13 protein-coding genes are annotated in these 12,964 nt (G+C 41.6%); 12 read left to right on the top strand and 1 reads right to left on the bottom strand.

Going from position 1 to position 12,964, the window contains the following annotated elements; genetic code table 11:
• Positions 1-41: 41 nt before the first annotated feature.
• From HCK02_RS06070 to HCK02_RS06035, 8 genes are all read left to right on the top strand, one after another.
• On the top strand, positions 42-503 hold the full coding sequence (locus HCK02_RS06070; protein ID WP_167629201.1) for a GAF domain-containing protein: 462 nt from the start codon (positions 42-44) through the stop codon (positions 501-503).
• A gap of 1 nt (position 504) precedes the next feature.
• Positions 505-1,545: a sensor histidine kinase gene (locus tag HCK02_RS06065; RefSeq protein WP_167629200.1), complete on the top strand. Its 1,041-nt coding sequence runs from the start codon at positions 505-507 to the stop codon at positions 1,543-1,545.
• Positions 1,542-2,192, top strand: a complete 651-nt coding sequence (locus HCK02_RS06060) for a response regulator transcription factor (RefSeq protein WP_167629199.1) — start codon at positions 1,542-1,544, stop codon at positions 2,190-2,192. The genes HCK02_RS06065 and HCK02_RS06060 overlap by 4 nt, the downstream gene beginning before the upstream one ends.
• A 108-nt stretch (positions 2,193-2,300) precedes the next feature.
• Positions 2,301-3,479 carry a nitrate/nitrite transporter gene (locus HCK02_RS06055; RefSeq protein WP_167629198.1) on the top strand — a complete coding sequence of 393 codons (1,179 nt, stop codon included), beginning with the start codon at positions 2,301-2,303 and terminating at the stop codon, positions 3,477-3,479.
• Between the two features lie 115 nt (positions 3,480-3,594).
• Positions 3,595-4,254, top strand: coding sequence for an ArsR/SmtB family transcription factor (locus HCK02_RS06050; RefSeq protein ID WP_167629197.1), 660 nt, complete (start codon positions 3,595-3,597; stop codon positions 4,252-4,254).
• Position 4,255: 1 nt separating this feature from the next.
• Positions 4,256-4,576: a DsrE/DsrF/TusD sulfur relay family protein gene (locus tag HCK02_RS06045; RefSeq protein WP_167629196.1), complete on the top strand. Its 321-nt coding sequence runs from the start codon at positions 4,256-4,258 to the stop codon at positions 4,574-4,576.
• 18 nt (positions 4,577-4,594) lie between these two features.
• Positions 4,595-5,851, top strand: coding sequence for an MFS transporter (locus tag HCK02_RS06040; RefSeq protein WP_167629195.1), 1,257 nt, complete (start codon positions 4,595-4,597; stop codon positions 5,849-5,851).
• Between the two features lie 167 nt (positions 5,852-6,018).
• Entirely contained in the window at positions 6,019-7,773 is a 1,755-nt protein-coding gene (locus tag HCK02_RS06035) for a Cna B-type domain-containing protein (protein WP_167629194.1), read from the top strand.
• A 64-nt stretch (positions 7,774-7,837) separates the two neighbouring features.
• On the opposite strand, the gene modA is transcribed toward HCK02_RS06035, so the two are convergent.
• A complete protein-coding gene (modA, locus tag HCK02_RS06030; RefSeq protein WP_167629193.1) occupies positions 7,838-8,623 on the bottom strand; it encodes a molybdate ABC transporter substrate-binding protein in 786 nt (261 codons plus the stop codon).
• Between the two features lie 149 nt (positions 8,624-8,772).
• On the opposite strand from modA, the gene HCK02_RS06025 reads away from it, so the two are divergent.
• From HCK02_RS06025 to HCK02_RS06010, 4 genes are all read left to right on the top strand, one after another.
• A complete protein-coding gene (locus HCK02_RS06025; protein ID WP_167629192.1) occupies positions 8,773-9,204 on the top strand; it encodes a VOC family protein in 432 nt (143 codons plus the stop codon).
• Positions 9,205-9,542: 338 nt separating this feature from the next.
• Complete coding sequence (abc-f, locus tag HCK02_RS06020; RefSeq protein WP_167629191.1) at positions 9,543-11,162, top strand: ribosomal protection-like ABC-F family protein; 1,620 nt, start codon at positions 9,543-9,545, stop codon at positions 11,160-11,162.
• A gap of 140 nt (positions 11,163-11,302) precedes the next feature.
• Positions 11,303-11,980, top strand: coding sequence for a Crp/Fnr family transcriptional regulator (locus HCK02_RS06015; protein ID WP_167629190.1), 678 nt, complete (start codon positions 11,303-11,305; stop codon positions 11,978-11,980).
• 56 nt (positions 11,981-12,036) lie between these two features.
• The gene (locus tag HCK02_RS06010; protein ID WP_167629189.1) at positions 12,037-12,573 is read left to right on the top strand and encodes an O-acetyl-ADP-ribose deacetylase; all 537 of its coding nucleotides are present in this window, start codon (positions 12,037-12,039) and stop codon (positions 12,571-12,573) included.
• Positions 12,574-12,964: the final 391 nt, after the last annotated feature.

Here is a 12,964-nt window from a genome sequence, read left to right as displayed (position 1 = left end):
GCGTTATAGTGATAGTATCAGTTCATGGAGGATTCAGAAAAATGGAAGGGCAGCTAAAACATGAAATAACGGACTATTTAATTGAAGCACGTCTTGATTTGGGTGTAGATTTTCTTGGGATAGCATTAGATACGAGCGAAACGAGCGTGAAGGAAATCAAGTGGTTATTCGCTTCTGGAAATCGGAACAATCGCTATCAGAAAATTGTGTTGCAAAATGGAAAAGGCATTGCCGGTATCGTTTGGAAGACGGGGCGCGCCATGTCGATTCAGAATCTAAGGGAAGAAGTTGAGGATTTATCGCAGTTTCCAATCGCGATTATGGAAAATCTCGTTTCGATTGTAGCCATCCCCATTCTTGTGGAGCAGGAAGTTTTGGCGATTTTTCTTGGGGGCTACCGGAAAGAAACTGTGATGGACGAACGAATCAAACAGCAAATGGAAGCGGTAGCGGAAAAGCTTGCGCCTTATTTGCTTCAATTCATGCAAAGAAAGGAAGATTAGCTTGACTGCATTTGCGAACCATCCTCATTTAGTTGATCTCTTTTTTGAAAAAACGAGTGATGCTATTTTTATCATGGATAAGAATCAGAAAGTCATTAAGCAAAATCGCATCGCCGAGGATCTCTTTGAGCGAGGCACGGCGATCGACTGGCAGCAAATCAAGAATTTTTGTCAGATTTGCCGCGGCTGCATGTCCTATGAAGAAGAGCACACTTGCGCCAATTGTCGGATCAAAGGGCGGAAAAACGGTGAATCTTTTCAAATTTATTTGACGAGTTCAGATGGAAAAGAGGTGCCGTATAGCGCCAGTTTTACGATATTAAATGAAGAGAGTCATATCGGCGTTTTGTCGTTGCGCAATTTAACGGAACAGCAAGAAACGGCGAAAGAGCTACAAAAATCAATGCTGACGAAGTACGTGATGAATGCCCATGAAGCGGAGCGGAAAAAACTTTCTCGTGAACTCCACGATGGGATTGCGCAAGAACTTTATAGTGCACTGATGGAAGTCAGAAAACTGAAATATATGGAAAAAGGTGCGTCGTTTGATGAGCAAATGGATGGCGTTGAAACGTATGTAGCCAATATCTTAAGTGATATTCGGAACATGGCGGTGGATTTGCGTCCGGCAGCTTTGGATGATCTTGGTTTGTATTCGGCACTTAAATCTTACTGCAAGCGTTACGAGCAAATATTTGGCGTGGAAGTCGCACTGATTTCTGATATTCAAAACGCGCGGTTTGACCCATTTATTGAGACGACACTTTACCGTGTAGCCCAAGAAGCGCTGTTAAACGCCGCTAAGTATGCGGATATTGACGATATTGTGGTAACTTTGCGGAGGAAAGATGAGGTTTTAATTCTTGAAGTAATCGATGACGGTCGCGGTTTTTCAACGGAAGATATTGAAATTAAAGGTTCGGGTCTTGGCTTGATGAATATGAAAGAACGCGTTGAGCTTTGTGGTGGCACTTGTGAAATTCATTCGGAAAACGGAAAAGGAACAGAAGTGATTGCTAGAGTAGGAGTTGAAGTCGAGTGATTCGAATCATGGTTGTGGACGATCATGTTGTTGTGAGAAGAGGGTTATCGTATATCATCAATGCGCAGGCTGACATGCAAGTGGTTTGCGATGCGGCTGACGGGTTAGAGGCGATGATGAAGCTTGAGCAAAACGAAATTGACGTGATTTTGATGGATCTTAGCATGCCGCCGGGTGAAAATGGACTTGTGACGACGAAAAAAATCAAGGAACTCGACAAGAAAGTCAAAGTGTTGATTATGACAATGCATGACGATGAAGAATACCTTTTTCGAGCACTCAAAATAGGCGCATCCGGATACTTGCTGAAAAATGCCTATGATGAAGAAATGCTTGAAGCGATCCGAGCGGTTTACGCAGGCGGTGTTTATATCCATCCGAGTGTGGCGCCGGCGCTTGTCCGCGAATTTTTGACGAAAAACGAAGTCGATGAAAAAATTAATTCTTATGAGCTCTTATCGAAGCGCGAGCAGGAAATTCTGCCACTTATCGCGCTCGGATATGGGAATAAAGAAATCGCCGAGAAACTATTCGTATCAGTGAAGACGGTTGAGGCACATAAAACGAGCATCATGCATAAACTTGGCTTTGAAAAGCGCACGGACTTGGTGCATTACGCGATTAAGAAAAATTTGATTGATTTGTAAAAGATATTGCCGCCGGGCAATATCTTTTTTTAGGCATTTCCCTAATAGTGCTTTGATTGTGAAAAGACTATCATAGTAGTGTATAAAACCGTTAAAGGGGATATGAAAATGAATTACTCAAAAAAAGATGCAATCACGGCACTCATTTTTGCAACTGTTGCAATGGCAATTTCGTTCATGGTGTGGGCAAGCTTGTCGCCTGTTGCCAATCAAATTGCCTCTGACTTTGGACTTTCAGCATCACAAAAAAGTCTAATGATCGCAACACCAGTTTTACTCGGTTCCGTCATGCGGATTCCAATGGGAATTCTCAGTGACCGAATCGGCGGAAAGAAAGTGTACATCGGAACAATGCTCTTCATCATTATTCCACTTATTTTTGTTCCACATGTTTCTTCATTTCCACTACTCATTTTATTGGCACTTTTCCTTGGAATGGCGGGAACAACATTTGCTATCGCGATTTCGTATGTTTCGGCTTGGTTTCCACCAGAAAAACAAGGACTCATCCTTGGAATTGCCGGAATGGGGAACATTGGGAATGCACTTGCAGGCCTGATGATTCCGCAAATCAATAAATCTTGGGGATTCGATTGGGTTTACTATTCGCTCATCATCGCGCTTCTTGTTATCATTGTTCTCTTTAGTTTATTCGCGAAAGAAATGCCAATCTCAGCAGAGAAGAAGACGCTCGGGCAGCAATTATCGGTTGTTAAAGACAAAAATACGTGGTTTTTATCGCTGTTTTATTTCTTAACGTTCGGGGCTTTTGTCGCGCTTAGTAACTACTTGCCAGCCTTTATGTCCGATCAATTCTTGATGAATCCTGTGAATGCGGGGCTTATTTCAGCGGCATTTGCGGCGGTTGCTACGTTAATGCGTCCGATCGGCGGTGTTGTTGCAGACAAAGCAAATCCAACTAAGATTTTAACGGGGTTATTTGGACTTGTGATCGTCTTTGCGTTTGTGATGGCATTGTTGCTTCAAAATTTTGTTATTTTCACAGGCTGTATCTTCTTGACAGCACTTGCAATCGGGATTGGTAATGGCGTTGTTTTCAAGATGGTTCCAATGGTTTCAGCAGGAAATACAGGAGCTGTTACTGGATTTGTTGGGGCTGCAGGTGGCCTTGGTGGGTTCTTCCCACCGCTTGCGCTTGGAGCGATTAAAGAAGCAACGGGTTCCTTTTCATTGGGATTTGTCTTCTTGGGACTATTCGCAGTCATTTGTTTAACCGTCGTTTGGGCAGTGTATCTAAGACCAAAAGCTAACTATCAAAATTCTTAATACAGTAAGTTGAGCGGAATGTTTCATGTGAAACATTCCGCTTATTTTATTGACAAGGGAATTTAAAGAAGATATAATTCAACTAATTAGTTGAATAGTTTGGGAGGTGTGGAAAATGGTTAAACAAGATATGAAAGAGATCTATACAGAGTATGCAAGAATTGGCAAAGCTGTTTCGAATCCGATTCGTATTGAACTACTTGATTTACTTAGTCAGTCGGAAAAAACAGTTGAAACTTTAGCAGAAGAAACTCGTTCTTCTGTTGCTAATACATCGAAGCATTTACAAGTGCTACGCCAAGCTAAGCTTGTTTCTAGTTATAAAGAAAAGAATTTCGTTTATTACCAACTTGCAAGTGAATACGTTCAGCCATTCTTGCGGCAGTTGGAAGATATTAGTGGCAAGCAGCTAATCGAAGTTAAACAGCTAAGAAAGCAATTTTTGGATGAGCCGCATACGCTTACGGCTGTTGATTTTGCTGAATTAGATCAAAAATTAACTTCTGGTGAGGCTACATTAATTGATGTCAGACCAACAGAAGAATTTGAATATGCACATATTGATGGGGCTATTTCTATTCCTGTTCAAGAATTGGAAGAATGGCTTGCTAAACTTCCAAAAAATCAGGAAATCGTGGCTTATTGCCGGGGACCGCATTGTGTTATGTCACTTGAGGCGATGGAAATTTTAGCAGCGCACGGATTTCACGCGAAGCGATTAGCTTACGGCGTGACAGAGTGGAAAGAATATCAACTACAAAAAGGAGCCATTTAACATGAAACTAGGCATTATTTTAGAAACTAAAGAAGCAGAAAAGGCTTGGAATGCTTTTCGGTTAGCACTGACAGCACTGGAAGGAGATCACGAGGTTCGTTTTTTCTTAATGGGAGAAGCTGTGGAATGCGAATCAATTAACCAAGGGAAGTTTGACGTGGCCGCGAAAATGCAACAATTTCAAGAAAATGGGGGAGAACTTTTGGCTTGCGGAACTTGCTTAAAGTCTCGCCAAAAAGATGATTTTACAAGTTGTCCGATCTCAACCATGCAGGATTGTCTTCAATTAATTATTTGGGCGGATAAAGTGGTCACTTTTTAGTCGAGAGAAGGAATTTTTATGTATGAAAAGATAGCTTTAGATCAAAAAGGAATTGAAAAAATTCACAAAAAAACTTTGCGAGCAGTCATTTTTTCTCAAATTCTTGGAGGCGCAGGACTTGCAGCTGGGATTACGGTAGGGGCACTGATTGCACAGCAAATGCTTGGAACAGATAAGTATTCGGGTGTTCCATCTGCGCTGTTTACACTTGGGTCAGCTGCAGCGGCTATGCTTGTCGGTCGTCTAACTATGAAAACGGGCAGGCGAATTGCGCTTTCAACGGGGTTTTTTGTGGGAGGCGTGGGCGCTCTCGGAATCATTTTGGCTACTACCCTAAATAATATTTGGTTGCTTTTTCTGGCTTTGTTCATCTATGGTTCTGGAACAGCAACGAATTTACAAGCTCGCTACGCAGGAACGGATCTTGCTCCAGTACATAAGCGAGCTACAAGTGTGAGTTTGGCGATGGTCTCTACAACATTTGGAGCTGTGATTGGTCCGAATTTAGTAGGCGTCATGGGAAGTCTTGCCAAACTTGTGGGTATTCCAGAGTTTGCAGGGATTTTTATTTTGGCAGCAGCTGCATTTTTATCTGCTGGAACGGTTTTATTTTTCTATTTAAAACCGGATCCCTATTTACTTGCGAAGCATCTAGATACACAACGTGCGAAGGCAAACAAGGATTCTACATTTGAGCAGCAAACGAGTTTGAACAAAGCGCTTGTCCTCGTTGGAGCAACGGTAATGATTATTACGCAACTAGTTATGGTAGCTATTATGACGATGACTCCTATACATATGCAGCATCATGCTCAAGGAATGAGTGCTGTCGGCCTCGTAATTGGGATTCACATTGCTTCCATGTATTTTCCATCGCTTATTACGGGTAGTCTTGTTAATAAAGTAGGAACGAAGTGGATGGCCGTCGCTTCTGGCGTAGTTTTGTTTTTAGCGGCGCTTGTCACGATGCTTGCACCGAATGGATCAACAGGATGGCTGATGTTAGGATTGTCCTTGCTTGGAATTGGATGGAATTTTGGTTTGATTAGTGGGACAACGATGGTTGTTGATGCAACAAGTATTCAAATTCGCCCGAAAATTCAAGGCTGGATTGATGTATTTATTGCCATTTCAGGAGCACTAGGAGGATTTTTCTCAGGGATCATTATGAATTATTCCAGTTATAGTGCACTTTCGCTGATGGGATTGATTATTTCAGTTTTACTAGTGATTGTAATGAGCCTGAGTCGGACGAAAGAATTAGAGATTTATTAACAAGGATGTTTAAAGAAAATTGATTTGTGGAAAAAGACTAAAACGATGGTTTTGGTCTTTTTCTATTAAGGGATCTGCCATAAAAATGATAGACATAAAAATTAACCGCAAGGAGCTACAGAGTTCAGCAAAGAACTATCATTGTTACTTTTAAGGGGGAGATAACAATGAAAAGGAAGATGAACAGTTGGCTGCTTGTTTTTGCTTTGCTTTTTGGCATGTTTGTCAATTTTGCAACGCCAGCATCAGCCGCTGAAAACTTGGATGCGAGTCAGTTTGTGAAAGGGGTCTCGCTTAGCAATTCTTCGGGGCCGGTTGGCGATAAGAAGATCAGCGACGCTTCATCTGTGAATGCTACATATGATTTGACTGTTGGGGATGGAAATCAAATCGACACGAGCCAACCTTATACAATGCCCTTGCCGCAAGAATTGAAGTATGAGACGACCACACCGATTGAACTTTTTGCAACAAATGGAGATCGACTTGGAAATGTGACCATCCAAGCGGGGACGATCGCGATTCATTTCGATGAAAATGTGAAATCAATGCGCAATGTGGAAGTATACTTTAATTTTTGGTCGAATTTTAACAAAGGAACCTTGGATTATGAAAATGGGAATGATTTAGCTTTTCCGCTGCAAAACAATCCGAATAATACCATTCATGTAAACTTTTCGAAAAGCAGTTCAGGTGGCGGTTCGGGAACGAGTGCGGTTTCTAAATCACTAACTTATGACAATACGGATCCAACGATTGTACACTGGACGGTGACCGTCAATAATGGTGGGTATGAAGTAGCGGATTCGGTTTTTAAAGACACGATGGAAAATACCCAAAATTATATTCCGGGTTCGGCTAAGATTCAATATCGGAATTGGAACAAAGCGGTGATTGAAGAAAATACGAATGATATTCCGTTCACGGAAAATGCAGATGGAACGAAAACGGCGCAACTAGATTTTGGCTATTTAACAAGTGCTGATGCGAAGGAAGACACGGCAAGAACATCTGTCTTGGTTCGCTATGACACCAAATTAAATTATAATGCAGAAAACAACCGTTTCCCGAATCGTGCTTTTGCCTATGACGGCACGGAACTGATTGATGACGCGGTTTCTACGGCGACTTACCGGGGACAAGGCGGTGGCGGTTCTGGTGACGGCTACATTGATGTTGACGGCGAGAAGCACTGGGACGACTACGAAAATAAATTTGGAACGCGGCCAGCGAGCATCACGGTTGAGCTGTTAAGGGATAATCAAGTCGTGGATGAAACGAATGTCACGAGCAATGATACAAATGACTGGAGTTATGCGTTTAAGGATTTGCCTGAGTACAAGGAAACCGGCGAGAAATACGTGTATACGGTTCGAGAAAAGAGCGTGCCAAAAGGCTACACGAGCGAGGTAAATGGTACGGATATTACGAACCATTATGAAAATACGGAAGAGACGGCTGTTGAAGGAACGATTGATTGGAATGATTTAGGAGATGAACTTGGTATTCGTCCGGATGCGGTGACTGTCGAATTGCTTCAAAATGATGACGTGTATGATGAACAAGTTGTGAAGCCTGATGAGGCCGGGGTTTATAAGTATCATTTTGATAATCTTCCAAAATATGATGAAGACGGAGATGCTTATAAATATACGGTTCGGTTAAAAGACGTGCCGGATGGTTATACGGCTGTTGCAGGTGATTCGGGGATGACTTATCGGCTAGATGATGTTACAACTGGGAAGGCGCTTGCGAAGCAACAAGGAAGCAGTGCTGATCCAACCGGGCAGGTTACTTTGATGGGTTCGAGTTCTGCGGTGTTACCGCCAACAGGGGATGACGATGGGATTCCATTTGGCGGGCTCGCGGGATTTAGCTTACTAAGCTTAGGCGCGGCTTTATTATATGGACGGAAATTTTAAATAAAAGCAAGAAGAAACACGGTTTTAGGTGCTTCTTCTTGCTTTTTGATTTGTAGTTTGAAAATTATTTTCCTGATTTAAACCCATACTGCTTCAAAATTCCCTGTGCTTCCTCGCTGCGCATAAATTTCATAAAAGATTCGACATCTTTCTTGTGTTCTGTGTCCGCTACAATTCCAGAATAGTAGCCAATTGGAGCATGCAAATCATCTGGAATCGCTTGAACGACGCTTACTTTTTTTGAAATCAAGGCATCCGTTTCATAAACAAAGCCAGCATCAGCGTTCCCAGCTGCCACATAAGAGAGTACTTGGCGAACATCTGAAGCGAGTACAAGTTGGTCTTTCATTCCATCATATAAATTGAGCTTTTCGAGTGTTTCTTTCCCGTATTTCCCAGCAGGTACGGATTCTGGATCCCCAAGCGCAAATTTTTGATAGGTTTTCAATTTTTCTGCTAAACTAGCACTCTTTTTGGATTTGCTCGATGTTGGTTCAATCAAAACCAGCGTATTTTGTGCAAACTCAGCTTTAGATGTTGCTTTTTTTGCTTGAACTAGTTTGTCAATGTCGGATTCGCTTGCAAAAAGTACACCGTCAATCGGAGCACCACTTGTAACACGTTCGCGAATTTGGCCAGAACCGGCAAAGTCAAAAGTCAATTTTATGCCAGGATATTTTTTTTCATAAAGTGGTTTGATCTCGTCAATCGCATCTTTTAAACTAGCAGCGGCTGAAATATGTAAATCAATTTTTTCTTCTTTTTTAGACAAATTAGCCGTATTTCCACAAGCTGTTAAAATAGCTAGCAGAAAAAGAACGGTTAGGATGCCCAAATTTTTGAGTTTCATGAGTTAGCCTCCTTTTCTTCTCTATTTTACCGCAAAGAGAGAAAGAAACTCTAGTTGTAACTAGTAAACTTTAAAAGTTGTAGGGTTTTCCCGGAACGTTTATTTCCATGACAATGCGGGAAAGTCCTATTGAAAGGAAAGGTGAGAGTATGCAAGCAGTTGAAATGGATTTTATTGTAGAAGATAGTTTAGCCGCGCTCGCGCTTTACGAGCGGATTTTTGATGTGAAGCGGATTGAAGCCACAAGCTTTGCAAAAGGTCAAAATGAAGCAGTTTTTGAAATTTATGGGACAAGGTTTCATATGCTCGATGCGAATGCGGATGCAGGACTTGCGGCACCCGATCCGAAAGAAAATTTGCCAATTTGGTTCAATGTAACGGTGGAAGAAATTGCAGAAGCTTATAAGCTGGCGATGGATGCCGGTTGCACGGAAATTCAAGCCGTGACCGAGATGAAAGATTATGGCGTTAGCAACGCGATGTTTAAAGATCCTTTTGGCTATATTTGGATGTTGCACCAAGTTCATCGCGAAATCGGTTTTGAAGAGCGAGAAGCGATGCACCGCAAGAATATGGAGTAGGGCTTGGCTGCTTGACAGTAAAACGTTTTCACGTTATCCTTAAAGCAATTAATAAGCGAAAGTAGGTGAGATTCAGATGTTTCTTTCAAAAGCGCAAGCAGGATTTCTAACATATTTATACACTGTTCGTGCGATTTTTTCCAGAATGACAGTTGCAAGGGACAAGTCTGCCCTTTTTTATAAAAACTGTATAAATGGAAAATAAGTTGAGAAGCATGGATGGATCTCCGAGTTGAAATAATGGAGGCACCGGACGCTTGTCTGGTGTCTTTTTTTGTGTGTAAAAATGTTTCATATGAAACATTTATGCTTTTCTTCAGGGAAAAGGAGAAAAGAAAATGAAAATTGTAGATTTGAATCAAGTAACGAAAAGTTATGCTGGCGATAAGGTGCTCGAAGGGGTTTCGATGCAAATTATGGAAGGCGAGCGAGTCGGATTGATTGGGCGAAACGGCGAAGGGAAAAGTACGATTTTAAAATTGATTGCTGGGATGGAGATGGCGGATAGCGGTCTCGTCACGCGGAAGAAAGACGCGGCTATTGGGATGCTGCGGCAAATTCCAGAGGAGTTTTCGGAACTAACTGTCACTGAAGTGCTGGAGCAAAGTTTTGCAGAGCTTTTGGCAATGCAAAAGCAGATGGCGGACTTGGAACGGCAAATGGCTGAAGATGCTAACGAGAAAGTGATGGGACGCTACGGGAATTTGATGGCGCAATTTGCGGAGCAAGGCGGATATGAGATGCAAGCTGAACTTGGAAAGGTGGTCGCCGGGTTAGGACTTTCGGAGCTTGTAAACAAAAAATGGCAGGCGCTAAGTGGCGGTGAAAAGACGAAAACGGCTCTTGGTGCGTTGCTACTTGAAAAACCGGAATTGTTACTTTTGGATGAGCCGACCAACCACTTGGATTTAAATGCTGTGATTTGGCTAACTAAATTCTTGCAAAGCTATAAAGGAGCCGTTTTGGTCGTCTCACATGATCGCTATTTTCTCGATGAAGTGGTGACAAAAATGATTGAGCTTGAAAATAAGGAACTGATTACTTACCGGACGAACTTTTCGGGCTATTTGAAGGAACGTGAAGAGCGACTTTTACGCGAATTTCAGGCTTACAAGGATCAGCAAAAGAAAATCAAAAAAATGAAGCAAGCAATCAAGCAACTGCGCGAATGGGGTGCGCGAGCCAATCCGCCAAACGATGCTTTTTTCAGACGAGCGAAAAACATGGAACGAATGCTCGATAAAATGGAGAAAGTAAAACGGCCGGTTCTTGCACAAAAAGAAATGAATTTAGCATTTGAAGAGGCGAAGCGGAGCGGAGACGAGGTGGCGAGTTTCGAAGGAGTGAGCAAAAGCTACGGGGAGAAAGTGCTTCTAGTAGAGGAAATGCTGTCGATTCGTCAGAAGGATCGTGTCGCGATTGTAGGCGATAACGGAACCGGGAAGTCCACGTTGCTTAAGCTTTTGGTTGGCGCGGAAAAACCTGATGCAGGCACCATAAAACTGGGTTCTAGCGTTAAACTAGCATATCTTTCACAACAAATGGAGGAGCTTGATGCTTGTGAAACGGTGATTGAGGCTTTTCGCGATAAGGTGCGAGTGACAGAAGGAGAAGCACGGAATATGCTTGCCGGATTTATGTTCTATCAGGAAATGGTGTTTCGCAAAGTAGCAAATCTGAGTGGAGGAGAACGAATGCGGCTTCGCTTGGCTAGGTTTATCCATCAGCCTGTCAATACGTTAGTTTTGGATGAGCCGACTAACCATCTTGATATTGCTTCGCGTGAGGTTCTTGAGGAAGCGCTACGGAATTTTAAAGGGACCATTATTACTGTGTCGCATGACCGCTATTTTATTGATCAAATCTGTTCGAAAGTTTTTCATTTGTGCAATGGCCGATTGAAAGTCTATTCAGGAAATTATACGTATTTCGCTCAAAAAGTGAAAAAGAGTACGTAATTCTTAGATTTAAAACCGAATTTGTGTCTTTTTTGTGAATTTTTATTTGATGAGTCAATTTTTTTCTGGAAAAGTGTTAACATCTGCTTAGTTATAAAGTATGATTGCATCAATAAATACATTTCAAGGAGATTGTGAAGATGTACATGACAAAAGAACGCAAAAAAATGTATTCAGCAAATACAATTCTAACACTTTGTAAACAAGATCCGGAATTTCATAAATATGCAAAGATGATTTATTTTAAAAAGAACCAAAAAATATTTGATTTAACGGATAGTAACGGGAAGATCTTTTTCTTAATTACTGGAGTATTAATGTTTACAGTTCGATTTGGCGAAAGCGGAGAGGACGAAATCATTTTAAACTTTTTGAAGGAAAACAAACTATTTTCTAAAAATACGCTCACGCAAATTTATCCTTCATCAAGTGAAGCAAAAGCTCTTTCAGACGGAGCTTGCTGGGCGATTGACCGGTACTTTTTTGACCGGATTTTGACTGAATATGATGTGAAAGAACAATTCATTATCCATGAACTGCTAGGACTTTCACGAGATACATTTAGCCATCTGCGTAAAAGCACGACTTCAAAAGAAGAACGTGTAAGAATGTGCATCAAACAAATCGGTGAGGAGCTCGGAACGGAAGGCGAAAATGGGGAAATCGTTCTGCCTACTGCAATTACACAACCGATTATCGCTAATTTCTCAACAGCAACACGTGAATTTGTCGCGTTAATCATTAAAAAATTAACTTCTGAAGGAATTTTACAAGTGCGTCCGAAGCCGTGGATTATTTTGGATATGGACCGTTTGTAAGACGCTGGCACTTTCTTTTTCTATCGCTTACAATAGGAAAAGGAGGTGCTTTTTTCGTGGAAGTGAAACTGATAAAAGGCGATATTACAAAGGAAAACGTAGACGCGATCGTAAATGCCGCAAATCACACGCTTTTAGGTGGGGGAGGCGTGGATGGTGCGATTCACAAGGCAGCAGGCCCAAAGCTTTTAGCAGCGTGCAAAGAGATAATTAAACGGATTGGGAGTTGTCCAACGGGAGAAGCAGTTTTGACAGAAGGATGCGCGCTTCCGGCGGATTACGTGGTTCACACGGTGGGACCAGTTTGGCACGGTGGAGATAAGCAAGAAACAAATTCGCTCGCTTCTTGCTATTTTAAATCCCTTGACCTTGCAGCTTCCAAAGGACTGACGAGTATTGCTTTTCCAAACATCTCAACGGGTGTTTATGGTTTCCCAAAAGAGCTTGCCGCGGAAGTTGCGACGTACACGGTGAAACAGTGGATCGAAGAAACGGCGTACGATTCACCGCTTAAAGAAATCCATTTTGTTTGCTTTGACGATGAAAACTATAAGTGGTATGAACAAAAAATGGTAGAACAAAATTTAATTTAACTTTCAAGCGAGCCGCGAAAAAATTTCGCGGTTCGCTTTATTTTTTAAAAAGGCATCATGATTTTCTTAGTAAACTTTCATTTTTTCCACAGTGAAATTTAGTTAAAAGTGGTTAATATATATGTATAAGCTAACAACAAGCAAAACTTTCATTCTTTCCCTTTTTTGAATGAAAATCCCAAAACTCCCTTTTTGACCAGTGCGGTTTCCTCCCTTTTTCCGCACTGGTTTTTTATGTGCAAAAATTTAGTTGTGATTACTTTGCAGATGAAAAGAAAAACTTTATTTTCTTAGTGAATTTTCATTTGCTCCACAGTGAAATTTAGTCGATGAAAAGTATGATACATGTATAAGCTAACAACAAACACAACATTTTCATTTTCCCCTATAA

Source organism: Listeria valentina (genome assembly GCF_011800755.1).
In the GTDB taxonomy this organism is placed as follows: Bacteria; Bacillota; Bacilli; order Lactobacillales; family Listeriaceae; genus Listeria; species Listeria valentina.
Note: the sequence above shows the minus strand (reverse complement) of the source record. Positions and strands in the feature narration are given on the sequence as shown.